Annotated in this window: 28 protein-coding genes; 7 read left to right on the plus strand and 21 right to left on the minus strand. The window is 47.1% G+C overall.

Translation table 11 applies throughout. From position 1 onward, the window contains the following. Positions 1 to 153: 153 nt before the first annotated feature. From QEO93_RS03580 to QEO93_RS03595, 4 genes are all read right to left on the minus strand, one after another. Positions 154 to 474, minus strand: coding sequence for a glycoside hydrolase family 19 protein (locus QEO93_RS03580; RefSeq protein ID WP_052368673.1), 321 nt, complete (start codon positions 472 to 474; stop codon positions 154 to 156). An 82-nt stretch (positions 475 to 556) separates the two neighbouring features. Further along, the gene (locus tag QEO93_RS03585) at positions 557 to 715 is read right to left on the minus strand and encodes a hypothetical protein (RefSeq protein ID WP_157686264.1); all 159 of its coding nucleotides are present in this window, start codon (positions 713 to 715) and stop codon (positions 557 to 559) included. After that, on the minus strand, positions 709 to 936 hold the full coding sequence (locus QEO93_RS03590; protein WP_157686262.1) for a hypothetical protein: 228 nt from the start codon (positions 934 to 936) through the stop codon (positions 709 to 711). Before QEO93_RS03590 ends, QEO93_RS03585 begins: the two co-directional genes overlap by 7 nt. Beyond that, positions 891 to 1,103 carry a hypothetical protein gene (locus QEO93_RS03595; RefSeq protein ID WP_032136741.1) on the minus strand — a complete coding sequence of 71 codons (213 nt, stop codon included), beginning with the start codon at positions 1,101 to 1,103 and terminating at the stop codon, positions 891 to 893. Before QEO93_RS03595 ends, QEO93_RS03590 begins: the two co-directional genes overlap by 46 nt. 155 nt (positions 1,104 to 1,258) lie before the next feature. Here QEO93_RS03595 and QEO93_RS03600 point away from each other — a divergent pair, with 155 nt between their 5' ends. From QEO93_RS03600 to recX, 4 genes are all read left to right on the plus strand, one after another. Next, positions 1,259 to 1,984, plus strand: a complete 726-nt coding sequence (locus tag QEO93_RS03600) for an SDR family oxidoreductase (RefSeq protein WP_032136740.1) — start codon at positions 1,259 to 1,261, stop codon at positions 1,982 to 1,984. A gap of 152 nt (positions 1,985 to 2,136) precedes the next feature. Further along, entirely contained in the window at positions 2,137 to 3,783 is a 1,647-nt protein-coding gene (ushA, locus tag QEO93_RS03605; RefSeq protein WP_032136739.1) for a bifunctional UDP-sugar hydrolase/5'-nucleotidase UshA, read from the plus strand. Between the two features lie 72 nt (positions 3,784 to 3,855). After that, on the plus strand, positions 3,856 to 4,566 hold the full coding sequence (locus QEO93_RS03610) for a phosphoglycolate phosphatase (protein ID WP_032136738.1): 711 nt from the start codon (positions 3,856 to 3,858) through the stop codon (positions 4,564 to 4,566). 15 nt (positions 4,567 to 4,581) lie between these two features. Continuing rightward, positions 4,582 to 5,040 (plus strand): recombination regulator RecX, encoded by a 459-nt coding sequence (recX, locus tag QEO93_RS03615; RefSeq protein ID WP_032136737.1) that lies wholly within the window; start codon positions 4,582 to 4,584, stop codon positions 5,038 to 5,040. A 40-nt stretch (positions 5,041 to 5,080) separates the two neighbouring features. On the opposite strand, the gene QEO93_RS03620 is transcribed toward recX, so the two are convergent. From QEO93_RS03620 to QEO93_RS03630, 3 genes are all read right to left on the minus strand, one after another. Then, the gene (locus QEO93_RS03620; protein ID WP_157686260.1) at positions 5,081 to 7,186 is read right to left on the minus strand and encodes an AsmA family protein; all 2,106 of its coding nucleotides are present in this window, start codon (positions 7,184 to 7,186) and stop codon (positions 5,081 to 5,083) included. Between the two features lie 94 nt (positions 7,187 to 7,280). Then, complete coding sequence (locus tag QEO93_RS03625; protein WP_085815560.1) at positions 7,281 to 8,690, minus strand: surface lipoprotein assembly modifier; 1,410 nt, start codon at positions 8,688 to 8,690, stop codon at positions 7,281 to 7,283. Between the two features lie 102 nt (positions 8,691 to 8,792). Next, positions 8,793 to 9,938 (minus strand): 5-methyltetrahydropteroyltriglutamate--homocysteine S-methyltransferase, encoded by a 1,146-nt coding sequence (locus QEO93_RS03630; RefSeq protein ID WP_032136734.1) that lies wholly within the window; start codon positions 9,936 to 9,938, stop codon positions 8,793 to 8,795. A 228-nt stretch (positions 9,939 to 10,166) separates the two neighbouring features. On the opposite strand from QEO93_RS03630, the gene QEO93_RS03635 reads away from it, so the two are divergent. Together QEO93_RS03635 and QEO93_RS03640 are read left to right on the plus strand one after the other, a co-directional pair. Next, positions 10,167 to 12,038, plus strand: a complete 1,872-nt coding sequence (locus QEO93_RS03635) for a lytic transglycosylase domain-containing protein (RefSeq protein WP_032136733.1) — start codon at positions 10,167 to 10,169, stop codon at positions 12,036 to 12,038. Positions 12,039 to 12,094: 56 nt separating this feature from the next. After that, positions 12,095 to 12,748: a GrxB family glutaredoxin gene (locus QEO93_RS03640; RefSeq protein ID WP_032136732.1), complete on the plus strand. Its 654-nt coding sequence runs from the start codon at positions 12,095 to 12,097 to the stop codon at positions 12,746 to 12,748. A gap of 50 nt (positions 12,749 to 12,798) precedes the next feature. Here QEO93_RS03640 and QEO93_RS03645 read toward each other — a convergent pair whose 3' ends face one another. The 8 genes from QEO93_RS03645 to QEO93_RS03680 form a co-directional block, all read right to left on the minus strand. Next, positions 12,799 to 12,987, minus strand: a complete 189-nt coding sequence (locus tag QEO93_RS03645) for a hypothetical protein (protein ID WP_032136731.1) — start codon at positions 12,985 to 12,987, stop codon at positions 12,799 to 12,801. Positions 12,988 to 13,074: 87 nt separating this feature from the next. Then, on the minus strand, positions 13,075 to 14,244 hold the full coding sequence (gene ftsZ, locus QEO93_RS03650) for a cell division protein FtsZ (RefSeq protein WP_032136730.1): 1,170 nt from the start codon (positions 14,242 to 14,244) through the stop codon (positions 13,075 to 13,077). Between the two features lie 92 nt (positions 14,245 to 14,336). Beyond that, the gene (ftsA, locus tag QEO93_RS03655; protein ID WP_032136729.1) at positions 14,337 to 15,725 is read right to left on the minus strand and encodes a cell division protein FtsA; all 1,389 of its coding nucleotides are present in this window, start codon (positions 15,723 to 15,725) and stop codon (positions 14,337 to 14,339) included. Positions 15,726 to 15,749: 24 nt separating this feature from the next. Further along, positions 15,750 to 16,535, minus strand: a complete 786-nt coding sequence (locus tag QEO93_RS03660) for a cell division protein FtsQ/DivIB (RefSeq protein WP_085815561.1) — start codon at positions 16,533 to 16,535, stop codon at positions 15,750 to 15,752. A 10-nt stretch (positions 16,536 to 16,545) separates the two neighbouring features. Continuing rightward, the gene (locus QEO93_RS03665; RefSeq protein ID WP_032136728.1) at positions 16,546 to 17,466 is read right to left on the minus strand and encodes a D-alanine--D-alanine ligase; all 921 of its coding nucleotides are present in this window, start codon (positions 17,464 to 17,466) and stop codon (positions 16,546 to 16,548) included. Between the two features lie 110 nt (positions 17,467 to 17,576). After that, the gene (gene murC / locus QEO93_RS03670; protein WP_032136727.1) at positions 17,577 to 18,983 is read right to left on the minus strand and encodes a UDP-N-acetylmuramate--L-alanine ligase; all 1,407 of its coding nucleotides are present in this window, start codon (positions 18,981 to 18,983) and stop codon (positions 17,577 to 17,579) included. Between the two features lie 201 nt (positions 18,984 to 19,184). Then, positions 19,185 to 19,631 (minus strand): dihydroneopterin triphosphate diphosphatase, encoded by a 447-nt coding sequence (gene nudB / locus QEO93_RS03675; protein WP_032136726.1) that lies wholly within the window; start codon positions 19,629 to 19,631, stop codon positions 19,185 to 19,187. Beyond that, positions 19,632 to 21,035: a mechanosensitive ion channel family protein gene (locus tag QEO93_RS03680; protein WP_085815562.1), complete on the minus strand. Its 1,404-nt coding sequence runs from the start codon at positions 21,033 to 21,035 to the stop codon at positions 19,632 to 19,634. A 251-nt stretch (positions 21,036 to 21,286) separates the two neighbouring features. On the opposite strand from QEO93_RS03680, the gene QEO93_RS03685 reads away from it, so the two are divergent. Then, positions 21,287 to 22,999, plus strand: coding sequence for a proline--tRNA ligase (locus QEO93_RS03685; protein WP_032136725.1), 1,713 nt, complete (start codon positions 21,287 to 21,289; stop codon positions 22,997 to 22,999). Between the two features lie 90 nt (positions 23,000 to 23,089). On the opposite strand, the gene QEO93_RS03690 is transcribed toward QEO93_RS03685, so the two are convergent. The 6 genes from QEO93_RS03690 to QEO93_RS03715 form a co-directional block, all read right to left on the minus strand. Then, positions 23,090 to 23,524, minus strand: a complete 435-nt coding sequence (locus QEO93_RS03690) for a YceI family protein (RefSeq protein WP_044250059.1) — start codon at positions 23,522 to 23,524, stop codon at positions 23,090 to 23,092. 141 nt (positions 23,525 to 23,665) lie between these two features. After that, positions 23,666 to 24,034: an adenosylmethionine decarboxylase gene (speD, locus tag QEO93_RS03695; protein WP_032136724.1), complete on the minus strand. Its 369-nt coding sequence runs from the start codon at positions 24,032 to 24,034 to the stop codon at positions 23,666 to 23,668. After that, a complete protein-coding gene (locus QEO93_RS03700) occupies positions 24,031 to 24,201 on the minus strand; it encodes a hypothetical protein (RefSeq protein WP_157686258.1) in 171 nt (56 codons plus the stop codon). Before QEO93_RS03700 ends, speD begins: the two co-directional genes overlap by 4 nt. A 101-nt stretch (positions 24,202 to 24,302) precedes the next feature. Next, on the minus strand, positions 24,303 to 25,373 hold the full coding sequence (leuB, locus tag QEO93_RS03705; protein WP_032136723.1) for a 3-isopropylmalate dehydrogenase: 1,071 nt from the start codon (positions 25,371 to 25,373) through the stop codon (positions 24,303 to 24,305). An 81-nt stretch (positions 25,374 to 25,454) separates the two neighbouring features. Beyond that, the gene (locus tag QEO93_RS03710; protein ID WP_032136722.1) at positions 25,455 to 25,901 is read right to left on the minus strand and encodes a NanQ anomerase/TabA/YiaL family protein; all 447 of its coding nucleotides are present in this window, start codon (positions 25,899 to 25,901) and stop codon (positions 25,455 to 25,457) included. Between the two features lie 28 nt (positions 25,902 to 25,929). Further along, positions 25,930 to 26,130, minus strand: coding sequence for a hypothetical protein (locus QEO93_RS03715; RefSeq protein WP_052368669.1), 201 nt, complete (start codon positions 26,128 to 26,130; stop codon positions 25,930 to 25,932). Positions 26,131 to 26,149: the final 19 nt, after the last annotated feature.

Consider the following 26,149-nt stretch of genomic DNA (forward strand, 5'->3'; position numbering starts at 1 on the left):
AATCAAGTAAATAAATTAAATTTGGTGCAGATTAGGTGTAAATCTTTTATCTTGCCCATAAAAAACAGCCTGAAAATATTTTTGTGGCACTTTCAGGCTGCCTTTTTCATTGCGCATTCAACGCCGCTTCAAACTTCCGCGCATACCCAGCAATCATTGCCCATTCTTTTTCACATCGCCGTTGATAATCGCATGGGCGTTCACAAAATCTTTCAGGCTGCCTGAAAAATAATGCGCCAACTTACGCCCCGTAAACCAACCGCCCACGATGCCCAAACGCATAATTTTAGCCGCGATTTCAGGCTGCAAAGCCAATTCAGGATTTTTTACCAAGTCCACGCCCAACTCACTACCAGCACGCAAATAATTGTCGTACCAAGTCAGTTGCACATAGCCACGCCCATAAAACAAATTCGGGCATTCTTCAGCCGTATAAACCGCCTTGCGACTATCGTTTTTAAAGCAATATTTCACGCCCTTGCTATTCACGCGCCAACGCGTAAGGGCGTTATTTTTTGTTTTTTTGACTATTCCTGTTTTTCAGGCAGCCTAAAACCTAGCTGTGCGAATACATATTTTGCGAAACGGAAATGCGGCGAACCACACCGTCAAACGCCAAATTCAGCGTAACCTGCATTTCATCTTCAGGATTATGCTCAGAGCGCAAAACCGAATAGCTGTAAGCACGACCGCTTAACTGCGAAGAGGCTACCAACCACTTGCTTGCATAGGCTGACATTCATCTTCAGCAAAACGCGCCATTTTGCGAATAACCTCACTCATCGGTTTGTGCAGCAGAGAACGCGCATATTTGCCAAAACGCTCCTGTACCCATTGTGACATTTCTACCGTGCTTTCCAGTTTGGACACGCCATTGCGTTTTGCACCGCTCAAACTGTCGCCCCACACAAAACCGCTACCGTCATGGTATTCCACAAACAAAACAGGGTTTGTGAGCTGTAAACGGGATAATCGCCTTTGTGTTCTTCTAAATAGGGTTTGGATAAGACGCGTCCGCGTTTGAGGTCGGCAACGTCTTCCAGCGCGTGCCATTCTACTTTTTCGCCTTGCAGCATTTTGTGGATGATTGTGTTGGTTTGCATGAGTTTGTCCTTATCTTTTCAGGCTGCAAATATTTTAACGCAGTTTCAGGCAGCCTGAAAATTTGTTAAGCCGTGTAAATAAATTGATTGCTCTAACTTATACATTCGGCTAATATGCCGCTGAATTAGTTTTCAGGCTGCGAAAGGAAATCATCATGACTGAACAATCATTAAAAAATAAAACGATATTGATTACAGGCGCATCTCAAGGCTTGGGCGCGGAAACGGCAAAAGCCTGCGCAGCGGCTGGTGCAACGGTGATTTTAATGGCGCGTAGTCAAAAAAAATTAGAAAAAGTGTATGACGATATTGTGGCGGCGGGCAGTCCTGAGCCGTTTGCGATGTGTTTCGACATGATTCACGCGGAAGAAAAAGAATTTGATTATTTGGCGCAAACGATTGCGGAAGCTACGCAAGGCAAGTTGGACGGCGTGATTCACTGCGCCAGCTATTTCTACGCGCTCTCGCCATTGGATTTTCAAACGGTGAATGAATGGGTGAATCAATACCGTATCAACACAGTTGCGCCGATGGCTTTAACACGTGCGGTGTTGCCTATGCTGAAAGAATCTGAAGATGCTTCGGTGATTTTTGTCGGCGAATCACACGGTGAAACTCCGCAAGCGTATTGGGGTGGCTTTGGGGCTTCTAAAGCGGCGTTGAATTATCTGTGCAAAGTGGTGGCTGATGAATGGGAACGTTTCCCGAATTTGCGCGCTAATGTGTTGGTACCTGGGTCTATTAATTCGCCGCAGCGCATTAAAACGCACCCTGGCGAATCGGCAAGCGAGCGCAAAAATATGACGGACATCACGCCTGATTTTGTGTGGTGGGCAAGCGAAGCCAGTCGCGGTCGCTCTGGGGAAATCGTGTATCTATGATTTATCAATGCAGCCTGAAAAATGTTTTCAGGCTGCATTTCGTTTTTCTGCAAATTAACTTGTTTTAATATATTTTAACGCGTTAAAATATTTCACGTTGTTACATCGTTTCGTAACTGCATTTTTTTTAATCATCAACAAAGGAATTAACCATGAAATGGCAATATCTCACAGCGGCAGTAATGGGTTTGGGTTTGGCACATTCTGCATTTGCTTATCAAGCAGGTAAAACGTATCGTTTTACAGTGGTTCACACCAACGACACGCACGGACGTTTCTGGGAAAACGACCATGGTGAATACGGGTTTGCCGCAGAAAAAGCCGTGATTGATGCGATTAAAAAAGACGTGGCGGCGAAAAATGGCAGCGTGATTTTGCTGCATGCTGGCGACTTCAATACAGGCGTGCCTGAATCTGATGTGCAACAAGCTAAACCTGATATTGAAGGCATGAACCGCATCGGTTTTGAAGCCACCGTGTTGGGGAACCATGAATTTGACAATCCTCAATCCGTGTTGAAACAACAAGAACGCTGGGCGAATTTCCCATTTTTGAGCGCCAACGTGTTGTATAAAAATACGGGTAAACACTTTGTGAAACCGTACACCATTTTGAAGAAAAATGGTTTGAAAGTGGCTGTGGTAGGTTTAACCACTGAAGACAGTGAAAAAATGTCTAGTGCGAAAAACGTGGCTGGCTTATCGTTTGCCGACCCAACGCACGCTGCAAATAAAACACTGAACGAAATCAATCGCAAAGAGAAACCTGATGTGCGCATTGCTTTGACTCACATGGGTTATTACAACAATGCCAATCACGGCGACAATGCGCCTGGCGATGTAACATTGGCGCGTAACTTGCCAAAAGGCGCATTTGATTTAATCGTGGGCGGACACTCTCACACTCGCGTTTGCTTAAATGAAGATGGTTCATTGAATGAAAAATACGAGCCAACTCAAGCCTGTCGCCCAGATTTCCAAAACGGCACATGGATTGTTCAGGCTGGCGAATGGGGTAAATACGTTGGTCGTGCAGACTTTGAGTTTAAAGATGGCAAAACCCGATTAGTCAGCTATCAGTTGGTTCCGATTAACTTGAAGAAAAAAGTGAAAGGTGCAGACGGTCAATCCACTTACGTGCCTTACACCAGCTTTGTGCCTGATAGCAAATTGTATAACTACTTGAAAACTTACCAAGACAAAGGCGGTCAATTATTGAACGTGAAAGTGGGTCAAACCACAGGCGTGTTTGAAGGTCAGCGCGAAGTGGTGCGTTATCGCCCAAGTAACTTGGGTCATTTGATTACGCAAGCGATGATGGAACGCGCCCAAGCCGATATTGGTATCTTCAACGGCGGCGGTATTCGTGATTCATTGCCAGCTGGCGAACTGACTTACAAAGACGTGCTGAAAGTTCACCCATTCGGCAACATCTTGAGCCACGTAACCTTAACTGGTGCAGAGCTGCAAGATTACTTGAGCAAAGTCGCTCTCATCAGCACAGGCAACGGTGGTTATCCGCACTTCACCAATAATTTGAAAATGACCGTTAATCGCACAGCAGGCACAGTCAGCGACGTCACATTGAACGGCAAACCTTTGGATATGAACAAAAAATATCGCATCGCGTTTACCAACTTCAATGCTGAAGGCGGCGACGGTTATCCAAAATTGAACAAACACCCAAGCTATGTGGAAACTGGTTACATTGATGCGGAAATTATGAAAGATTATCTGACTAAAAACTCACCAGTGGACGCAGCGCGTTTTGAACCAAAAAATGAAATTGTGTTCAAATAATGCTTAACGCAGTATAAAATCACGCAGCCTGAAAATGTTTTCAGGCTGCGTTTATTTAGGAGAAACCAAACTATGCCACAAATTACTTTAGACCACGTTCAGGCTGCCGCATTTGATTTAGACGGCACGTTAGTAGATTCCATTCCCGATTTAGCCGCTTCGGCCAACGCCATGCGCGTCGCGCTGGGCATGAGCGAATTGCCACGCGAAACCGTGCAAAGCTATGTTGGCGACGGCATTGGCGTGCTGGTTCATCGCGCCTTGATGGACGATTACCAAGGCAAAGCAGATGAAGTCCTTTGGCAACAAGGCTTTTCTGCGTTTGTGAAACACTACAGCGCAAACATCGCCAACGCCACACGCCCTTATCCGCAAACTGAAGCAGGTTTAGGCTTGCTGAAATCGCTCGGCATTCCGCTTGCTGTTGTAACCAATAAAAGCGAAGTGTTAGCCGTTAAATTATTGAAAGATTTGGGTTTAGATGGCTACTTCAGCATGGTAGTCGGTGGCGACACGCTGCCTGAGCGCAAACCCAGCCCAGAGCCGTTGCGTTATGTGGCGGAAGTGTTGGGCGTGGACTGCAAAAATATGCTAATGGTCGGCGATTCGCACAACGATATTCTGGCGGCAAAAGCGGCTGGCTGCGTGGCGGTTGGCGTAACTTACGGTTATGGCGACATGGTGGAACTGAGCCAAGAAGAAGCAACCAAACCCGATTGGCTGATTGGTTCGCTGCCTGAAATTTACGAGCATTTGCGCGTTCAACGTCCCAAAAATGATTGATTGGCAGCCTGAAAAATGAGAGAGCCAAAATCGTTACGCGCTCGCGCGATGGACATTTTGTCGCGCCGCGAAGTGAGCCGCTTGGAATTGCAACGCAAACTTGCACCGTATGCGGAAGATGAAGACGAGCTGAATCAGGTGTTGGCGGAATTTGCGGAGCGCAACTGGCAATCTGATGAGCGGTTCACAGAAGCGTTTGTGAACAGCAAAAGTCGCAAACATGGGGCTTTGCGCTTGAAACAGGCGTTGGCGGCGAAAGGCATCGACAGCGAAATGGCGCGTGAATTTTTGCCCGATTCAGAAACGGAATTAGCCAACGCGAAAGAAGTCTTACGCAAAAAATTCAAGCAACCTGCGGCGGATTTTGCGGAAAAACAGAAACAAATGCGGTTTTTGTTGTATCGCGGATTTGGTATGGATACGGTTCAGGCTGCGATTCGTAGGGCTTGGGCTGAAGACGATGGCTTTGAGTAAGAAAAAACTCCCTTGAAAACAAGGGAGTTTTTTTGCGCCGTTATTTGGCTTTTTTGAGCAACCATTGCCATTGGTTTTTCAAAGTGTCGCTGATGGCTTTTTGCTTCTCTTCTGGCGAGCTTGCACCTGCGGTAAGTTGCTGATAGTCCAAACTGATGGTTGGTTTTTTCACATCGCCATTCACGCGAATGGGCAGAGGCGTATCGCCGCCAGCACCTTGGAAAACAATACGCTCGTTTACTGTTTCTTTCAGCAAATTCAGTTCGCCTTGGCTTTGCATGTTGGCAGCAGGCTGCGTTAATTCGGCGTTGGCTTGGTGTTTGCTGATGCCGTTTTTGATTTCAGACTGCGACACAAAGTGCGAGAACGGCATGGATTGGGCTTCTTCGCTGTCTTTGTCTTTCAGAATATTGCCTGTGAGCAAACTTTGCACGCGAGCCAAGTTAATCCCAGACCATTCTCCGTCTTTCACGTCTAGCGAGACTTTGCCGTTAGTGTTTTGAATCAGCTCATCGTGCGTGTTGCCTGCTGCGCTGAGTGTGAAATCGGCTGTGCCTTTGCCACTCAAGCTGCCGATGCCAAACATGTCTTGCAATAATGGACGGATTTCCACGTCTGTGGCGGTTTGTTTCAGGCTGTATTTGAGCGGTGTTTGGTTGCTGATTTTCAGGCTGCCTGTGCTGTGTCCATTGTATAAATCGGCAGAGAGGGGGTTTAGCTCAATTTGTTTTTCATTGGCTTTCACATCGGCGTGAAAATTATCCATTTGTGCGGTTGGCGTTTCCAGTGTGCCGATGTCCCACGCCATTTTGACGTTGAGTTTGGGGCTTGGGAAGGGTAATTGAGTGGGCGTGCTGACGCTACTCAAATAGTTGTTTAATGATAATTTGGCAAGTTTCAGGCTGCCTGAAACGTTGTTTTTCTTGCGTTCAATGTTGAAGGTAACAGGTTGGCGGTCAAACACGCCTTCTGCGTTCAGTTGCCATTCGGTGAGCGATGGTGCATTGAAACTGCCTTCCCATTCACTGGCAAAGCGGACTTTGGTTGGGTCTTGGATTGGGGTGTATAAGCTGCTGAACTTGGCGTTGTGTAGCTGCAAACCGTTTGCCATTGACCAAACGGCGTTGGTTTTTAAATTGGTGTCAAAGTGGTCGTTTTCTTGATGATGGGTGTTGATTTTGAGGTTCAACTCGTCGCTGTAAAAACGGTAATCACGCCATGTGGCTTGGTTGGCAGTGAGTGTACCTGTTGGGGTGTAAGGATTGCTGGGGGCGGTAAACACGGCGTTGATGTTGCCTAGCGTTGCGTCGCCATATCGGCTTTTCAGGCTGCCGATGTTGAGATTGAGCGTGCTGTCGTAGCGTTTGCTAATGGCTTCAATGTGCGTGTTTTCGGCAATGAAATCTTGTTCTTGCCATGCGGCTTTGGTTTTCAGGCTGCCTGAAAAGGTGTAGCTGTTTTCTTTGCCGTTGAATTTGATTTTTAAGTCGGGCAGTTTCAGGCTGTCTTGGCTGCTTTGTGCATTGCCTGATGCGGTGAGGTTGAGGCTTTCCCAATAGTTTGAGTTGGCGTTGGCGGTTAGCACATAAGGCAGCATTTCGCCATTGCGTGACATCATTAAATTGACGTTGTCGAATTTCAGCTCGCCCATTTGCTCATCTTTGATGATGAGTTCGCTGTTATTGATTTGGACACGGTTGAATTGAATTTTGCGTTCACCGCGTGTTTTCCATAAATCGCTGATGCTCCAAGGCTGGTTGATTTGGCGCGTGATTTGTCCTTTTGCGCGCTCAAAAACCAGTTTTTCTACTGTGGGGTTGCTAAACAGGCTGCTCCACGCCACGCCCACGCGAATTTCATCGACAGCCAATGCGGTTTCGCTGCTGTTGACTTCGGATAATTTGACGTTGCGTAAGATGATGGTGGGGCGTGGGAAGAGTTGTCGGCTGATATTGCTGTCTAGCGTGAAGGTACGGTTTGTGCCAGCGAGCAAAGTTTGTGCTTTTTTGTTGAGCTCATGATGCTGTGAAACGCGATACAGAGCCGCATAACCGCCCAAATACACGCCACCTGCAATGATGATTGCGACAACTAGTTTGCGTGAAAAATCAGGGAAGTGATGAGATTTGTGAGAGTAAAACTGCATGATAAGTTCATTAAAAAAAGGACAATGCTGCATTGTAGCAAAACACGGTGTAAAAACGCAGCCTGAAAACAATATTTTCAGGCTGCATTCTCAATCAAAACTGCTTCATCACATCAACAAAAACCCGATTCTGATTATAGCGATAATAAAAATGGTCGCTATTCACATGAGACCAAGTCCAGTTCAAGCGCGGCACAAACCCGCCCCAAGATAATTTTGGGTGAGACACAGATAAGCGCGTGAAATATTCCTTGTCATGTCTGCGGATATTGAAAAAATCAGGCGCACGATAATTGCGGCGTTGTGCCGACACGCTCAAAGTGGTGGATAAATTTTTCAGGCTGCGCCAATTTCGCGTCCAGCTCACACGCGCATTGCTGTAAACATACGCGTCCGACAAATCTTTTGCGTTGCTGCGCCCAGCCCCAGCCCCAATCACAAAATACTGCTGCGGACTGCTGCGATACAGCACCGACACCGAAGCCGAATGGTCAGCCCCGTTTAAATGCAGACGGTCATCATGGCGTTTGTAATCTGATTGCCACGCACCATAAACCTGCCAGCTAGGCGACAAAGTGCGCGAATAACGCAAAATCGCGCCCGAAGTTTGCGAATACGGCTCAGTGCCATACCAGCGTTTTTCGTAAAACGGCATCAGAGACACTTCTTGCTTGGCATTGCGCCACACCGCGCCCGCTTCGGTATGCGCGACTAAATCATCGTAATCATGCGCATCCCAATAAAATTTGCCGTAAACCGAAGCATTCACACGCGCCGCCCAATGCCCTTTAATGGGAACGGTTTTTTGAGCGGATAACTCGTAGCCGAAACCGTGCGCTTTTTTAGGCTCTGGAAATTGCCAATTGCCATAAGTGCGTTGTTCAGGCGCGCGACCTACGTTGCCTTCATTCAAATAATACGCGTTAGCGTTGAATTGCCACGCTTTTTCGTTTTTCAGATGCGCGTCAAATTGGTTGAGATATTGGCTGACATCTTCGGGTAATTCGAGCGTTTCGCGGATTTTGGCGACTTCTTGCGCGGCTTCTTTTTGCTCGCCGTTTTGCAACAAAGTCAGCGCGTATTGCAAACGAATCGGCGCAAATTCGGGGTGCGCTTGCACCAGTTCACGCAAATTTTGTTCTGCTTCATCTTGCTTACCGTCTGCGCGTTGCACAAAGCTCTCTGCGTATTTCAATAAAACGGCATCTTGCTGGTTTTCAGGCTGCTTGCGGTAAATCGACAGCAGAAAGCGGATATTGTTTACATTTTGCTGATTGATGGCAGTATCCAGCGCGTTTTGCAATAATTCAGGCTGCTTGAGCAAATCGTCTGCGGTCATGGACGCTGAATGTTGCTTGGCGTTTTCAGGCTGCACAACGGTTTCAGTTTGCTGGCTGATTTGCTCTTGGTTTAAATCGGGGATTTGGTTTAAAGGGGTGCTAACGGGCGCGGCTTGAACGGCGGTAGCGGTTAGCGTGAGGAATAAAAGAGATGTTTTTTTCATGATAAGCAGCCTGAAAAATAAGAAGACCCACTTAACAAATGTTAAGCGAGTTAATCATACCTGAATTAGTGTTTTTTATCTATTGCCATTTTCAGGCTGCGATTACGCACCCCAAACTTCTTCTGCAATCTCGCGGATAAATTCCAATTTGCGCCATTGCTCTTCTTCGGTCAGCACGTTGCCTTCTTCGGTTGAAGCAAAGCCGCATTGTGGGCTTAAACAAAGTTGGTTGATGTCCACATATTGAGTCGCTTCTTTAATGCGGTCAATAATGGCTTGCTTGTCTTCCAGCTCGCCTGTTTTTGATGTAACCAAACCCAAAACAACTTGTTGATGTTTAATGAAACGCAATGGTTTGAAATCCCCTGCGCGGTCGCTGTCATATTCCAAGAAAAAGCCGTCAATGTTGCAGCCGCCAAACAGGATTTCTGCCACAGGTTCGTAGCCGCCTGATGAAAACCAAGTTGAGCGGAAGTTGCCGCGGCAAATGTGCATGGTCAAAGCCATGTCTTCAGGAGCGGCGGCGCGAATGTCGTTCAACACTTGCACATAGCGTTTGGCAACTGTATCCACATCCACACCTTGTGAGGCATACAAGGCACGTTTTTCTTCTGAGCAAAATTCCCCCCAAGATGTGTCGTCTAATTGCAAGGTGCGGCAGCCCAAATCGTAAAACACTTTCACTGCTTCAATGTAAGCAGCGGTGATGTCGACGAACAATTTTTCTTGGTCGTTAGCGTAAACGGCTGGCAATTCTGGTTTCGCGGTGCGCACGCAAGTAATCAGGTGCAGCATGCTGGGTGCTGGGATTGTGAACTTGATTGGGTAGCCGTTGGCTTCTTCGTGCAGGCGTTTGAAGTCTGCCAAGAAAGGATGGTCTTTGTTCCATTCCACTTTGTCTGTGATAACGAGCGTTACTGGGCGGTGCATGTGCGCTTGGAATTTGGTGCTATAAGTTTCGGTGTCGCGCAATTCCACGTTGTTCAAATTGAACAAAAAGTCCAAATGCCACCAAGTGCGGCGAAATTCGCCATCGGTTACGTTTGGCAAGCCCACTTTTTTCTCTTTGGCGATTAAGTCCAACACGGCTTTATCTGTAATTTCTTCTGCGTATTCGGGTGTGCATTCACCGCAAGCGCATTGATGGCGAGCTTGTTTCAAGGCTTCTGGGCGTAAAAAGCTGCCAACAATGTCAAAACGAAAGGGGGCGCGTGTGCGTGGTGTGGCGTTTGGGAAGAGTTTGCTCATGGTGTTGTTCCTGTTCTAATAATGAAATATTTTCAGGCTGCGACACTATTGCAGCCTGAAAATGGATAAAACAAACTATATCGCTAAATTTTGTAAAGTTCAAACAAGAAAATTACACATTAATCATCAATTTCATTCATAAAAAAGTTTCAGGCTGCCTGAAAAGATAAAAACTGTTATCATACATCCTCTTAAAAATTTTTTTGACCACACAATATGGAACTTTGCATGACTATTTTGCGTATGGCATCAAACGGCGCAAGCGGTTTAGCCGTTGCTTTATTAGCGGCTTGCACTTCAAACCAAACCCCAAGCACAACAAAAACAACCGCACAAGCCCCTGTGCAACCCTCTACACAAGTGGCTCAAGCCGTGATTCCCATTTCACGTCCCGTTCAAGACAGCAATCAAACCATTTACGATTTTCAACGTTTAGACAGCGTGTTAGCTGCCGTAAAAAATGGCGATGACAACGCCGCCATTCAATTCTTAGGCAGCCAAAATCAAAGCGCAATGGGCGAAAGCGTCCACAATGAATGGCTGAAAAGTTTAGGCAAACGCAACCAAATCGCCCTATTCCAACAACAATACACCAAATTAGACCCACTCGGTCGCAGCCAAGAAGTGCGCTGCTATGCCAACCTATTCGGCGTGGAAAATGACGGCACATTTGTGAACGACTTATTAGAAGAAACAGGCAAATTACCAGCAGGTTGCAACAGCTTATTGCAAGCCCGTGCCAGCAGCCTGAACAGCAGTCGCGCATGGCGACGCGTTCGCGGCTTGCTCAGCAGCGATCAAACCGCAGATGCAGGCAACTTAGCCGCAGCACTCGGCAGCCCACTCAACAGCGCAACGGGCAACGGCGCACAAGAAAATTCATTGCGCAGCGTGATTAGCAGCGAAGCACAAAAAAATCCAGATGCAGCCGCCGCCCGTCTGCAAAATCTTTCAGGCAGCCTGAACAGCGAACAAACAGGCTACGCATGGGGCGTTTTAGGTTTAGCACACGCCAAAAACCAAAACTTCAGCAACGCCCTAGCCTACTATCGCTTAGCAGACCGCAAGCAACTGAATAACGAACAATTTGAATGGTACGCCCGTTCAGCCTTGCGTCATCAATACTGGCAAGAATTGGGCGATATCATCGCCAGCATGCCAGCCAAATTGCAAAATGACCCAACATGGCTTTACTGGCGCGGTCGCAGCCTGAGCGCACAAGGCAACACCTCACAAGCACAAAGTTTCTACCAACGCGCCGCTAAATCAGGTCGCAACTTCTACGCCGTATTGGCAACTGAAGAGCTGGGACAACGCATCAACACACGCAACAACGTTGCCAACGCATCGCAAGCAGACGTAAACCGCTTGAACCAAGACGGCGCATTCCAACGCGCACTCACCTTGTATCAAGTCAGCAAACAAAGCAGCGATTCGCGCATGCGTCGCCAAGCACAAAACGAATGGCGTTACGCCACACGCAACTTGAACGAGCCAACTTTGCTCGTATCATCGCAACTGGCATACAACAACGATTTCTACGAAATGGCAATTTACAGCGCAGACAAAACCAACGATTTGTTGAACTACAACTTACGCTATATCACGCCATACCGTGATTTGGTTATGAACTACGGCAATCAACACGGCGTAGACCCAGCTTGGGTGTATGGCTTGATTCGCCAAGAAAGCCGCTTTGTGATGAGCGCACAATCAGGCGTAGGCGCACAAGGCTTGATGCAAGTGATGCCTGCCACTGCGCGTGAAATCGCCCGAAAAATTGGCATGAGCAGCGACGAGCTATACACCACAGACGGCAACGTGCGCATGGGTACTTGGTACATGGCAAACGCCCGTTCTAACTTGCAAAACAACGAAGTATTGGCAACCGCAGGCTACAACGCAGGTCCAGGTCGCGCACGCAAATGGCAAGCCGCCAACAATTTGGAAGGCGCGATTTACGCAGAAACTATCCCGTTCAACGAAACACGTGATTACGTGAAAAAAGTGATGACCAACGCCACTTATTACGCAAGTTTGTTGGGTGAATCAAAAACTTCTCTGAAACAACGCATGGGAACTATTCCAGCGCGCTATTAAACAAAACGCAACCTGAAAATCCGTTTTCAGGCTGCATTTATACTCAAGGAAAGCAAATGAAATTATATATTTATGACCATTGCCCATTCTGCATTCGCGCCCGCATGATTTTGGGCTTGCGCGACGTGCCGCTAGAAAACATCGTGTTGCTGAACGATGACGAAGACACGCCTATCGGTTTAATCGGAGCAAAACAAGTGCCGATTTTGCAAAAACCAGACGGTTCACACATGGGCGAAAGTTTAGACATCGTGCGCTATATCGATGAATTTTCAGGCTGCGAAACACGTTTAAACGAGACCATTCGCCCAGAAATCCAAGCATGGTTTGACCGTTTTATGGCATATGGCAATCATCTAATTCAGCCGCGCGATATTCAAATTGGTTTGCCTGAATTTGCTACGCCCGAAGCGATTGCTTATTTCCAAAAGAAAAAAGAAAGCATGCTGGGCAGCTTTGAGCAAAACCTTACCGAAACCAGCAAATATTTGGCACAAGCGGAACAAGAATTGGCGCAATTGGATACGTTGGTGAAAAGTTCAGGCTGCCTGAATGGTGAAAACCTGAGCATGGAAGATATTATTATTTTCCCATTGCTGCGTAATTTGAGTATTGTGAAAGGTATTCAATATCCGCAAAATGTGTTGGCTTATGTACAAACAATGGCAGAAAAAGCCAAAATTGATACTTATTTTGACCGCGCGATTTAAGCCCTAAAAAAAAGCAGCCTGAAAAGTTTTCAGGCTGCTTTTTTATGAGATTAACACCCCAAGCGTGGCGTACCCAAACGTTCACGAACGCGCTTCGTATCTTTTTCACGAATCAACTCAGCTAAGTTCAACATTCGTTCAACCAACTTTTCATCTTGCTCTGCGTTAGCTTGCGCCGTGATTAACATTGCCGCCAGTTGCATGGCTTGAAATTTGTCTAATGATTGACTATCTTGCATGATAAAGCCCCTTTCTGTGGGAAATGTAAAAAATCGATTAAAGCAATAAACGCAGCCTGAAAGAATTTTTCAGGCTGCGTTTTGTTATTATTCTAAATGACCTTGACGGCGCAATACTGCAGGCGTTTCAAAATCATCAATCACAGATTGGCTTGAGAAGTCAGCCGCAACCAAGTTCGCAGAACGTGCGCTGCGACCTGAACGAATGACGCTGTTTACTTTGTTGGCAACGGCAGGGTCTGCCACAGGGCGTGTGCTGCTGCCCATTTGCGCGAAAGTTGGCTCATTTTCTTTCAAACCAGTTGCGATGATTGTGATGCGAATCGCATCTTCAGGCATGCTTTCATCTTCTGCGGTACCAAATTTCAATTCAGCATCAGGCGAAGCATATTCGCTCACCACAGCCATGATTTCTTCGTATTCGTCCAAAATGAAGCAATCTGGCGCAGTGGTGATGTTTACCAACACACCACGCGCACCGCTCAAGCTCACATCGTCCAACAATGGGCTAGAAATCGCTTGTTCCACGGCGATACGAGCGCGGTCGCTGCCTTTAGATTCGCCGATACCCATCATCGCCATGCCTGTGATGCTCATCATGTTTTTCACATCGGCAAAGTCCAAGTTAATCAAACCTGGGCAAGTAACGATTTCTGAAATGCCTGCCACGCCGTTACGCAACACGTTGTTTGCTGCACGGAAAGCTTCTTTCACGGTTACGCCTTTGCCCAATGCTGCCAATAATTTATCATTTGGCACCACAATCAATGAATCCACTTGTTGTTTCAAGTGGTTAATCCCTTGTTGCGCCACGATGCCGCGTTTACCTTCGTGTTTGAATGGACGCGTTACCACTGCAACAGTCAAAATACCCATTTCTTTGGCGATTTCTGCAATCACGGGCGCAGCGCCGGTGCCGGTGCCGCCACCCATACCTGTCGTGATAAACAACATATCTGCGCCTTTAACCGCAGAAGCAATCGCTTCACGGTCTTCCAAAGCGGCATCACGACCCACATCTGGATTAGCACCTGCACCTAAACCACGCGTTAAACTTGCGCCCAGTTGGATTTTGCTTTTGGCTGAATTGTTTTGCAATGATTGCGCGTCTGTGTTTGCGCTGATGTATTCCACGCCATGAATTGGGTTGTCAATCATGTTGTTAATGGCATTGCAACCACCACCGCCAACACCAATGACTTTAATCACTGCTGGGCCAGTTGAATTATCTACAAAGTTATAAACGGGATTGTCCATCTTTGGGGCTCCTCACTTTCCCGTTTGGAAAGTGTCATCAATAAAAAAGGGGTTAAAGTGGTTTCAGGCTGCTTATTTTCAGGCTGACTGAATTACAGATTGTTTTTCATCCAACGCGTTGCACGAGTCCAAAGACTTGGTTTGCGTGGATTGGGTTCGGGTAAATCCAAACCGATACCATCATCAATATTTTCGACATCATTGATATTATTGATGAGGTCGTCATTAGGGGTTTCAATCGGTGCTGGACGCGATTTATTGGCTACTGGTTTACTTGGCATAGCACTATTTGCGGGTACTTTACGATTTTGTATGCCCGCACTCAAACCGCTCAATTTCGCACGTTTTTTCGCGGCATACAATAAACCAATCACTGTCGCATAACGCGGATTGCGCAAACGCTCTGACAAACTGCCTGCTTCTTGTGGTACGCCCACACGTGCTGGCAAATTGAACACATCTTCAGCCAATTCCACCACGCCGCGCAATAATGAAGCACCGCCAGTCAATACGATACCTGAAGTCAAAACTTCTTCAGGAAAACCCGCACGGCGTAATTCGTTCAGCGTCAGTTCCAAAATTTCTTCTACACGCGGGCCAATCACGCTGGCTAATGTGCGGCGAGAAATTTGGCGCGGCAATCTATCGCCCACACTTGGTACTTCCACCATTTCATCTAAGCCGTCCAAATTTTCCAAAGCTGCGCCGTGGAAAATTTTAATGCGTTCAGCTGCACTATATGGGGTACGCAATGCTTGCGCCAAATCGCGTGTAATCAAATCGCCCGCAATCGGGATAACTGCGGTGTGGCGAATCGCACCATTGGTATAAACAGCGATGTCTGTTGTGCCACCACCAATGTCAATCACACAAACGCCCAGTTCTTTTTCATCTTCTGTTAAAACAGCGTCTGCGCTGACTAACGGTTGCAGCATGATTTCATCTACTTGCAACTGGCAGCGTTCAATGCATTTTTGAATATTTTGCAACGCGGTTACTGCACCCGTGATGATATGCACGCGCGTATCCAAACGCACGCCACTCATACCAATCGGTTCGCGCACCCCTGGTTGGTTATCAATAATGTATTCTTGAACAACAGTGTGCAAAATTTGATGGTCTGGCGGAATGTTTACCGCTTTTGCCGTGTCTTTTGCACGGTCAATGTCCACCTTGCTCACTTCGCCGTCTTTAATTTTGACTACGCCTTGAGAATTCAGGCTGCGAATATGGTTGCCAGAAATGCCCGTGGTTACACTACGAATTTTACATTCAGCCATGCGTTCAGCTTCGGTCATCGCTTGCATAATTGCCTGAGCGGTGGCATCAATATTGGTTACCATGCCCGCTTTTAAGCCGCGAGATTCTGATAAACCCATGCCCACAATGTTGATTTCATCATCAACCACTTCGCCAATCAACGCAATTACTTTTGATGTGCCTACGTCCAACGCACTGACGTATTGCTTATTTTCAGCCATATTATTTTTTCCAATAAAACAATCTTATTTTTTGGTCGTTTTCTTTGATTTTGCCGATTTTTCAGGCTGCTTTTCTTGCGGCTGCGTTTGTTTTTGCTCCGCTTCTTCAGGTTCTGGCAGATTTTCACTCAGTCGCACCGCAAATGCATCTGGATAGCGCATATCCACATAATCCACATTATTCGCTTGCCATGCCAATTTGCTTGGATAATATTCCACAAAACGCGCCATTCTGGTGTGCGTATTTTGCGTACCCAAGCGCAGTTCAATGCCGTTATCCAGCATCATTGACCAAGCCGCACGAGAACTATATTGTAAACGCAGAATCTTCAAACGCAAAGGCTTTAATTGTTCATTCAACAATCTATATTGTTCCAACATCATCGGCAATTCGGTTACATCACCATCAAATTCAGGCAGCTCTTCATTATATGCAGCCTGAAAAATTTGCCCTTCTGCCGTAATCAACCCAGCTTGATAACCTTCGCGCACCCAGCGAGCCACTGGCTCATACTCTTCCACCGTGATTTTAATCACCGAAGGCGGGATTCTATCCACGCGAGCATGCTTCACCCAGTTCACACTTTCCGCTGCACGTTGCGCATCATGCACGTTCACACGAAAGAAACTTCCTGTTAGATACGGACGGACGGATTCAAACACGCGCCGTTTGCTTGCATGTTTGAGTTGGTCGCCGCCATTTTCCGCCACAATATTGATTGCGCCAATCTGAAAATACGAAGAACGCGGCAACCAAAAAATCCCCGTCAGCAATATCAGCAACAGACTCAGGTAAAACACAATTTTCACGTTTCACCTATTATTTATTGAACGCATTTTGCAAAATAGAAACGCATAAATCACCAAATTCTATGCCCATTTGTTTCGCTGCTTTTGGGATTAAGCTGTGGCTAGTCATCCCTGGTAACGTGTTCACTTCCAAAATATACAATTTGCCATCTGCGTCTTTCAAAAAGTCCACGCGACCGCAAGTGTTGCCACCACCAATCGCCACAAACGCTTTCACCGCCAACTCGCGCATTAACGCTTCGTCTGCTTTGCTCAAATCAGATGGGCACATGTAAACCGTGTCATCACGCAAATATTTGGCTTCCCAATCGTAAAAATCATTTTTCGGGATAATGCGGATAGTCGGCAACGCAGTTTGATTAAACACGCCGCAAGTGTATTCGCCGCCCGACATGAATTGTTCTGCCAAAATTTCGCCGTGCAAGTTTTGGTCGCGCAACTGCTGATAAACTTGCGCCAATTCGCCTTTTTGCGTGATTTTGTAGACGCCTACGCTACTGCCTTCTGCCGCAGGTTTCACAAACATCGGCAAACCCAACAACGCTTCAACTGCCGCAAAATCGCTGTCATCATGCAGCACTACAAACGGCGGAATTGGCAAACCCAACGCTGCCCAAATCAATTTGCAGCGATATTTGTCCATGCCCAACGCAGATGCCAACACGCCACAACCTGTGTACAGAATACCCAACGCTTCCAACGCGCCTTGCACCGTACCGTCTTCGCCATAAGTGCCATGCAAAATATTGAACGCAGCCTGAAAACCTTGAGTTTTTAATTCAGATAACGGCGTTTCTTTCGGGTCAAACGCGTGCGCGTCCACACCTTTTTCACGCAACGCTTTCAAAATCGCGTTACCGCTGGTTAAAGAAATTTCACGTTCTGAAGAAAATCCGCCCATCAACACGGCGACTTTACCAAAGTTTTGCATAATAACTGCTTTCTATTTAATGGCTTATGGCAGCCTGAAAAACAATCTTTCAGGCTGCCGAAAAAATACACAAAAAGCTGCCTGAAATTTTTTTCAGGCTGCCAACAATTTTATTTTGCGGTGGTTGCGTCCACCAAGGCTTGCGCCGTGCGATTGATACTTCCTGCACCCATCGTCAGCAACACATCGCCATCTTGCAACACGTTTAACAGCGTTTCAGGCAGTGCGCTCACATCAGCGCAGTAAATCGGCTCAAGTTTGCCATGCACGCGAATGGCGCGAGTTAAAGCACGGCTATCCGCCGCCACAATCGGTTCTTCGCCTGCTGCATACACATCAGTCAGCACCAAGCTATCCACCGTTCCCAGAATTTTCACAAAATCTTCAAACAAATCGCGTGTTCGCGTGTAACGGTGCGGCTGGAACGCCAGCACCAAGCGATTATTCGGGAACGCGCCACGCGCTGCTGCCAAAGTCGCTTGCATTTCAACGGGATGATGACCGTAATCGTCAATCACACGCGCTGTGCCACCATTTGGCAATGGAATGTCGCCATAGCTTTGAAAACGGCGACCGACACCCGCAAAGCCCAATAAACCAGCCTGAATCGCTTCAACTGAAATCTTGCATTCCAACGCCACGCCAATACTTGCCAATGCGTTCAGCACATTGTGTCGCCCTGGTAAATTCAGCACCACATCAAATTCCAACACTTCTTCGCCGCGACGTGCGTGAACCGTAAACGCCATTTGTGCGCCGCGCGTTTGCACGTTGGTTGCCCAAATATCGGCGGTTTCATCATCAATCGCGTAAGTGGCGAATGGTTTTTTGATTTTTGGCAGAATGGCGCGAACATGGTCGTTGTCCACACACAAAAAGGCTTTTCCATAAAACGGCATACGATGAACGAAGTCCACAAACGCTTGGTGTAGTTTTTCCACGTTGTGGTCGTAAGTGTCCATGTGGTCTTCGTCGATATTGGTAATCACGGTAATCACAGGCGACAGATACAAGAAAGACGCGTCGCTTTCATCAGCTTCCGCTACCAACCATGAACCTTTGCCCAATTTTGCGTTTGTGCCTGCTGCGGTTAATTTGCCGCCAATCACAAACGTTGGGTCTAAACCACCTGCGCCCAAAATAGACGCGGTTAAGCTAGTTGTGGTGGTTTTGCCGTGCGTGCCAGCAATCGCAATGCCTTCGCGCAATCGCATCAATTCTGCCAACATCATGGCGCGTGGAATCACGGGAATGTGCTGTTCAATCGCTGCTAACACTTCGGGATTATCGTGTTTCACGGCGGTAGAAGTAACGACTACTTCTGCGCCGTCAATGTGTTCTGCGGTATGCCCTGGGAAAACTCGAATCCCCAAGCTGCTCAAATAACGTGTGGTTGCGCTTTGCGCTTGGTCAGAACCCGATACATTAAAGCCAAGATTGTGTAAAACTTCGGCAATGCCGCACATACCTGTGCCGCCAATTCCGACAAAATGGATATTTTTTACTCTATTTTTCATGAAAAACTTGCTTTCGTAATTAAAACTAGGTTACTGACCAAAAGGCGTTATTTTAAAGGTGTTAAGCGCGTTTAGCTATGTTTTTTTAGATTTTTTTCAGGCTGCAAACGGTTCACAATCCAAACGCAGCCTGAAAAATATTTCTATTGTTGATTGAGTTTACATTAAAACAAACAAAAACAAATAATTAACCGCCCTACCCTACTTTTCAGGCTGCGACCATTGCAAAATAATTTCCCGATTAGACAGCGAAAACACTTTCTCAGCCGCCGCGTTGGCAGGTAGCCATTCACATTCACTGTGTTCACTCAACACAATCTCGCAGCCTGAATCAATTTGCGCGGAAAACCAATGCTCCGTATTACGCGTAACGCCATCCGCATAACGATGTCGCCAATGCGCGTAAATTTCGTATTCCGTGCAAAAATGCCAATCGCGCAACGCGTTTTCAGGCAGCAAAATCCCCGTTTCTTCATGCACTTCGCGTAACGCAGCCTGAAAAGGCGGTTCGTCCCAACTGTCCAAACTACCTGTTACAGATTGCCAAAATCCAGTTGGCTGCAAACGATTGAGCAGCAAGACTTCGCCGCGCTCGTTGTGCAACAAAACCAACACAGAAATGGGGATTTTTTTGTTTTCAGGCTGCATTTAATCATCGTCCTCTAAAGGCTCTTGCGATTTTGTGTCTTGCTCGGCGCGGATTTTGGCTTTGAGCAACGCCATGTCGCTGGGCGATTGTTCATCATTCAAAATACGGACTTCGCGCTGTGGATAAGGGAACTCAATCCCCTCTTCATTAAAGCGTCGCCAAATCGTCAGCAAAATGGCTGAGAACAAGCCTGCAAAACCGTTTTCAGGGTCGCTTACCCAAAAGCCGACACGCAAATCAATGCCATTTTCGCCAAAATTGGTTAAAACCGCAGACGGCGAAGGGTCTTTTCCCACGCGTTCTTGCTCCGTCGCCGCTTCCTGCAAAATCCGCAACGCCAGCGTTAAATCGGTGTGATACGCCACTTGAATATCCAGCGATTGATACAAGGCTTTGCCTGTGTACGATTCGTTAATCACGGTGCTGGTTACAAAAGTTTCATTTGGGATTAACGCTTCTTGCCCTGCCGAACTACGCAGCACCACAAAACGCGAAGTAATCTCCGTTACATAGCCTGTGAAATTGTTTACCGTCAAGCGGTCGCCAGGGCGGATAGAACGGTCTGCCAAAATAATGAAACCCGACACATAATTGCTGGCGATTTTCTGCAAACCAAAACCCAAGCCCACACCCAAAGCACCACCAAACACGGAAAGCACCGTCAAATCAATGCCCACCAACGGCAGCGCAATCAGCACAGACAGCATCATCAGCAGCGTTTTAATCACTTTGGACAGCACAATCCGCAAATTCACATCTAAGCGCGTGGACGACATGATTTGCGCGTTAATCCATCGTGCCAACCACATCATAAACATCATCACAATGCCAACCCAAATCAAGCCAGTCAGCAAAGTAAACAGATTTAAGCGGCTTTTGCCAATCGTGAACTCAAGCGAGCGCATCCAGTTGATAATCAAATCATCAATGCCCGATATCCACAGCACAAAATACAGCCACAACGCCGTTGCTGCCTTGCGTTCCAGCGAATCACTCCAAGTGGTTTTCGGTAACACGGTATGCAACAACGCCAAGCAGAAACGAATCATCACCATCCAATGCGCCGCCAACACCAGCAAGCGCAGCCACACGCCTGTTTGCCCAAGCACGCGCCACAGCAACAACGCCACCACGCTGAACATGAGCATAATCACAGGGAAAATCACGCGCCTTAAGCTGTGTCTAATTGGGCGGAATTTGATGTTTTTGATGCGCTGCGACTTTTCCGCTTGTTTCGCAATAAAAAACGATGCTGCCATAATCGCCAACACCAAACCCAATTCCACCCAACCTTCAGGCTGTCTGAAACTACGTTCTAGCAAACGCGCAGTAAATTCTTTCGGGGCAAACAGATGCAACGTGTTAAAAAAATCGTTCCAATCAATTGGTTTCAGTTCAATCATTTTAAAAATAGCTCATTTGAAAACGCTGTATTATATCGCAGCCTGAAAACTATGGATAAACTTGCCCACAAAATCTGTGGATAATCTTGTGGAGAACTACCGTTTTGCACAAAAAAACAGTTTGCGCTGCAAGACCTACCTAAACCTGCCTAAATTTTAAGCAATAAACACAGCCTGAAAAATCTTTCAGGCTGCGTGAAAACTGCTACAATTCTACCTTTCGTTACACAATTCAAAACAAAGTTTACAAAATGAAAGCCAGTCAATTTTTTATCTCAACGCTCAAAGAAGCTCCAGCAGAAGCCAGTTTAGCCAGCCACAAATTAATGCTGCGCGCAGGTTTGATTAAAGCCAACGCCTCAGGTTTATACACATGGATGCCGATGGGCTTACGCGTGTTGCGCAAAGTGGAAGCAATTGTGCGCGAAGAAATGAACCGCGCAGGTGCGATTGAATTGCTCATGCCCGTAATCCAAAACGCTGATTTGTGGAAAGAATCAGGTCGCTGGGATTTTTATGGCGACGAATTGCTCCGCATTACAGACCGCCACGACAATGAATTTTGTTTCAGCCCCACTTGCGAAGAGATAATTACCGACATCGTTCGCAAAGAAGTGAATTCATACAAACAGTTACCCAAAAATTTCTATCACATTCAAACCAAATTCCGCGATGAACGTCGCCCACGTTTTGGCGTGATGCGCGCGCGTGAATTTGTGATGAAAGACGCGTATTCATTCCACGCCGATTTTGAGTCGCTCAAAGAAACCTATCAAACTATGTATGACGCATATTGCCGCGTATTCAATCGCTTAGGCTTGAACTTCCGCCCAGTTGCCGCAGACACAGGCAGCATTGGTGGCACAGGCTCGCACGAGTTCCAAGTGTTAGCAGAAAGCGGCGAAGACGTGATTGCGTACAGCGATAGCTCGGATTACGCGGCAAACGTGGAATTGGCGCAAACCTTGCCACTTTCAGGTAGCCGCGCCGAAGCCAAAGCTGCTTTAACCAAAGTTCACACACCAAACACAAAAACGATTGCCGCATTGATTGAATTTTTGAACGTGCCTGTTGAAACCACGCTGAAATCTATCGTAGTGGAAGGCGAAGAAGACGGCGAATTGGTGTTGTTGCTATTGCGTGGCGACCACGAATTTAACGACATCAAAGCGGAAAAATTGGCAGGCGTGAAATCGCCTTTGACGATGGCAAACGCAGACGCAATCGCTGCACAATTTGGCGCGAATGGCGGTTCACTCGGTCCAGTAGGTTTCAAAGGCAAAGTGTATGCCGATTTTGCCACAGAAAAAGGCGCAGATTGGGTCATCGGCGCGAACGAAGACGACTACCACTTCACAGGTTTCAACTTTGGTCGCGATGCGGCAGAACCTGAATTTGTGGACTTGCGTAACGTGGTGGAAGGCGACCCAAGCCCTTGCGGCAAAGGCAGCCTGAAACTGGCGCGTGGCATTGAAGTAGGACACGTTTTCCAACTGCGCGACAAATACTCCAAAGCGATGAACGCAACTTTCTTGGACAACAATGGTAAATCGCAAATCATGGAAATGGGCTGCTACGGTATCGGCGTAACACGTGTGGTTGCCGCAGCGATTGAGCAAAACAACGATGAGCGCGGCATTATTTGGACGGACGCAATGGCACCGTTCACCGTGGTTGTTGTGCCGATGAACTACAAAAAATCAGATGCAGTTCGTGAAGCTGCTGACAAAATTTACGCTGAATTGCAAGCGGCTGGCGTTGATGTTTTGTTAGACGACCGCGATGAACGCGCTGGTGTGTTGTTGAACGACAGCGAATTGCTCGGCATTCCGCATCGCGTTGTCATCGGCGACCGTGGTTTGAAAGAAGGCATGATTGAATACGCGCAACGCCGTGATACAGAAGCAACTGCAGTTGGCGTGAATGAAATTGTTGGCAAAATTTTGGCAACTTTGAACGCTTAATTTAAGTGAGCGCAGCCTGAAAGATGTTTTTCAGGCTGCGTTTGAACATAAAAAAAGCAGCCTGAAAACACTTTCAGGCTGCTTTCTTTATTATTTCTTAGCTGCTTCGATTTGAATGTCTAAGCGAACATTTTTAGTCATGCCCGCATCAACCAAGTAGTTCATGCCCCATTTGGTGCGGTCGATTGTGGTGCTGAAATCGCCGCCGCAAACTTCCGTTTTAGCCATTGGGCTGTTGTAGCAGTTGAATTTATTGGCTTTCAATTTTACAGGTTGTGTTTTACCCAACAGAGTTAAATTGCCTTCAACGGATACCAATTTTTTGCCGAAGAAGTTGAATTTAGTTGATTCAAAACGCATTTCTGGGAATTTTTCAGCGTTGAACAAATCAGCAGATTGCAAGTGATGCGTGAACGCTTCTGAGCTACTTTGCAAGTTTTTCAAAGGCAATTTCACATCAATTTCACCAGTGCGTGCAGCGCGGTCAAATTCCATGTTGCCAGTGATGCCATACACGCCGCCCACGTTGGTTGATGTGCCGAAGTGGTCAAACGATAACTGAAAGCAATTCTTTCATTGTATTTTCCTTAAGTTTGTGAATGTGTCAAAAAGTAAATCGTAACATTCTTTAACGCTTCAAACATCTCTTGAAGCGAAAAACTGCGTTTACTGATGATTAAACAAACGGTTGCCGCGCGAATGTTCCGCGTATTCAAAAGACTGCGCTTGCAACGCAGCCTGAAGAAATTGTGCTGCGCGTTCAGGTTTCAGGCTGCCACACAGAAAAATATCCACCGCCGCATATTGATGTTCCACCCACGTGTGAACCGTGATGTGCGATTCCGCCAGCAACACCACGCCTGTTACGCCGCCGTGTCCGCCGAATGTGTGAAAATGTGCCGACAAAATGTGTGCGCCAACGTGTTCTGCGGCTTGGCGAAGAGCGGTTTCCAGTGCGGTTGCGTTGGTTAGCATATGGGTTGGGCAGCCGTATAAATCTAAAAATGCGTGTTGACTTGGGTGATATTCACTCATTTATGACCGCCCGAAAAACCGCCGTTTCCGCCGCTAAAACCGCCACCGCTCGGAATGTAAGTGCGTCCGCCTGAGCTTTGGCTTGAGCTACCCACCAGTGAATAATTGGTAAATGTACCAAACAGGATAACTAAAATAGAAACAATAAGATAAGTGTTGCGCGACATGGTTTTCTTTCAAATTAACGATAGAATTTTTCAGGCTGCGATTGATGAATTTTGCTCAAAAAATGCAGCCTGAAAAAGTTTCAGGCTGCATTTTAAATCAATTACAACGCCGCTAAAACCGCATCGCCCATTTCAGAACAAGAAACCAGTTTGCAGCCTTCTTCAAAAATATCACCTGTGCGGAAACCTTGTTCCAACACTTTTTGCACCGCATTTTCAATTTGCAACGCACGCGCTTCATCGTTCAAGCTGTAACGAACCAACATCGCCAACGACAAAATGGTCGCCAACGGATTCGCTTTGTTTTGCCCTGCAATATCAGGTGCAGAACCGTGAGACGGCTCGTACAAACCCTTACCGTTTTCGTCCAACGAAGCAGACGGCAGCATACCAATCGAACCTGTCAGCATAGACGCTTGGTCACTCAAAATGTCGCCGAAAATATTGCCAGTCGCAATCACGTCAAACTGTTTGGGGGCGCGAACCAACTGCATTGCCGCGTTGTCCACATACATGTGGCTCAATTCCACATCGGGGTATTCTGGGGCGATTTCGTCAAAAATTTCGCGCCACAATTCGGTGGTTTCCAACACGTTTGCTTTGCCTACGCTGCACACTTTTTTGCTGCGTTTTTGAGCTGCCTGAAACGCCACGTGTGCGATACGGCGAATTTCGCTTTCGCTGTATTTCATCGTGTTGAAGCCTTCGCGCTCGCCATTTTCCAGCACGCGAATGCCGCGCGGTTCGCCAAAATAAATGTCGCCAGTTAATTCGCGCACAATCAAAATATCCAAGCCAGCCACGACTTCAGGTTTCAATGTGGACGCGTTTGCCAATTCTTTGTACAACACGGCTGGGCGCAAATTCGCAAACAAATTCAAATCTTTGCGAATCGCCAACAAGCCGCGCTCTGGGCGCAATGGGCGGTCTAATTTGTCGTATTGTGGCGAACCTACCGCGCCGAGCAACACGGCATCTGCTTTGCGGCACAGGTTTTGCGTAAACTCTGGGTACGGCGCACCGAATTGGTCGTAGGCTTCGCCACCCAAAGGCGCGTATTCATAAGCCACGTCCAAGCCTTGCTCAATCAGTTTGTCCAACACGCGCACGGCTTCGCGCACGATTTCTGGACCGATTCCGTCTCCGCGTAAAATAGCGATTTGTTTGGTCATTTTTGTTTGTCCTCGTAGGGTGAGCCCTGCCCACCGTGTTTATGATGAAATGGTAATTGGTGCGCGGGGCGCACCCTACAGTTACACGCGAATTTTAAATACCGCTTTGCGAATCTTTTTCTCCGTCCCAACCAAAGGCGCATGCGCGTCATTCGGGAAAAACAGCGCAAATTCGCCCACATCAACTGTCAGCCAAGTCTTTGGCGCACAATCAAAAAATTCCACATCACGCTGTTCATTGTAGCCCAAACCATTTTTCAGGCTGCCTTTGTCAATCCAGCCGTATTCTTCCGTACCGCTAATCGGTACTTGTATATCAATGTGATGTGTGTGCATTTCAGGCTTGGCTTCTTCGCGTGTTCGCATGGGTTCGCTGCCGATGAATAGGCGGATATTGGGATTGTCAATCGGGTATTGTCCGTCTGGTAGGTTGGCGAAATCTAGCGTTTGCAGCAGCTCAATCGCTTGAGCAAAATCGGGGTGCAAGGCGGCGTATCGCTTTGCGTTGCTTATGGTGTCGTGAATCATGTTTTTTCTCTTTCAGGCTGCCTGAAAATCAATCGGAATAGCCATACGTCATGGCATACATCAAGCCTGATTGTTGTTTTCTGAAATCGTCAAATGCGGTGCGATACCAGCGTGGGTCGTTGGCGGCAAATTCGGTGCTTTCGTAAACTTCAACGCCGTAAAATTCGCCGTCTAGCCATGGTTCTATGCCGTAAATATCGATATTTTCAGCTTGCGCACGGTCTAGCACGGTTTCAAAATCTTGCTCG

This window comes from Kingella negevensis (assembly GCF_030177895.1).
Classification (GTDB): Bacteria; Pseudomonadota; Gammaproteobacteria; order Burkholderiales; family Neisseriaceae; genus Kingella_C; species Kingella_C negevensis.

Excerpts from the sequence above, each read along its gene's own strand:
- QEO93_RS03595 (WP_032136741.1), bottom strand. The coding sequence starts at position 1,103 with ATGCAAACCAACACAATCATCCACAAAATGCTGCAAGGCGAAAAAGTA.
- QEO93_RS03600 (WP_032136740.1), top strand. The coding sequence starts at position 1,259 with ATGACTGAACAATCATTAAAAAATAAAACGATATTGATTACAGGCGCA.
- ushA (WP_032136739.1), top strand. The coding sequence starts at position 2,137 with ATGAAATGGCAATATCTCACAGCGGCAGTAATGGGTTTGGGTTTGGCA.
- QEO93_RS03610 (WP_032136738.1), top strand. The coding sequence starts at position 3,856 with ATGCCACAAATTACTTTAGACCACGTTCAGGCTGCCGCATTTGATTTA.
- recX (WP_032136737.1), top strand. The coding sequence starts at position 4,582 with ATGAGAGAGCCAAAATCGTTACGCGCTCGCGCGATGGACATTTTGTCG.
- QEO93_RS03620 (WP_157686260.1), bottom strand. The coding sequence starts at position 7,186 with ATGCAGTTTTACTCTCACAAATCTCATCACTTCCCTGATTTTTCACGC.
- QEO93_RS03625 (WP_085815560.1), bottom strand. The coding sequence starts at position 8,690 with ATGAAAAAAACATCTCTTTTATTCCTCACGCTAACCGCTACCGCCGTT.
- QEO93_RS03630 (WP_032136734.1), bottom strand. The coding sequence starts at position 9,938 with ATGAGCAAACTCTTCCCAAACGCCACACCACGCACACGCGCCCCCTTT.
- QEO93_RS03635 (WP_032136733.1), top strand. The coding sequence starts at position 10,167 with ATGACTATTTTGCGTATGGCATCAAACGGCGCAAGCGGTTTAGCCGTT.
- QEO93_RS03640 (WP_032136732.1), top strand. The coding sequence starts at position 12,095 with ATGAAATTATATATTTATGACCATTGCCCATTCTGCATTCGCGCCCGC.
- QEO93_RS03645 (WP_032136731.1), bottom strand. The coding sequence starts at position 12,987 with ATGCAAGATAGTCAATCATTAGACAAATTTCAAGCCATGCAACTGGCG.
- ftsZ (WP_032136730.1), bottom strand. The coding sequence starts at position 14,244 with ATGGACAATCCCGTTTATAACTTTGTAGATAATTCAACTGGCCCAGCA.
- ftsA (WP_032136729.1), bottom strand. The coding sequence starts at position 15,725 with ATGGCTGAAAATAAGCAATACGTCAGTGCGTTGGACGTAGGCACATCA.
- QEO93_RS03665 (WP_032136728.1), bottom strand. The coding sequence starts at position 17,466 with ATGCAAAACTTTGGTAAAGTCGCCGTGTTGATGGGCGGATTTTCTTCA.
- murC (WP_032136727.1), bottom strand. The coding sequence starts at position 18,983 with ATGAAAAATAGAGTAAAAAATATCCATTTTGTCGGAATTGGCGGCACA.
- nudB (WP_032136726.1), bottom strand. The coding sequence starts at position 19,631 with ATGCAGCCTGAAAACAAAAAAATCCCCATTTCTGTGTTGGTTTTGTTG.
- QEO93_RS03680 (WP_085815562.1), bottom strand. The coding sequence starts at position 21,035 with ATGATTGAACTGAAACCAATTGATTGGAACGATTTTTTTAACACGTTG.
- QEO93_RS03685 (WP_032136725.1), top strand. The coding sequence starts at position 21,287 with ATGAAAGCCAGTCAATTTTTTATCTCAACGCTCAAAGAAGCTCCAGCA.
- speD (WP_032136724.1), bottom strand. The coding sequence starts at position 24,034 with ATGAGTGAATATCACCCAAGTCAACACGCATTTTTAGATTTATACGGC.
- QEO93_RS03700 (WP_157686258.1), bottom strand. The coding sequence starts at position 24,201 with ATGTCGCGCAACACTTATCTTATTGTTTCTATTTTAGTTATCCTGTTT.
- leuB (WP_032136723.1), bottom strand. The coding sequence starts at position 25,373 with ATGACCAAACAAATCGCTATTTTACGCGGAGACGGAATCGGTCCAGAA.
- QEO93_RS03710 (WP_032136722.1), bottom strand. The coding sequence starts at position 25,901 with ATGATTCACGACACCATAAGCAACGCAAAGCGATACGCCGCCTTGCAC.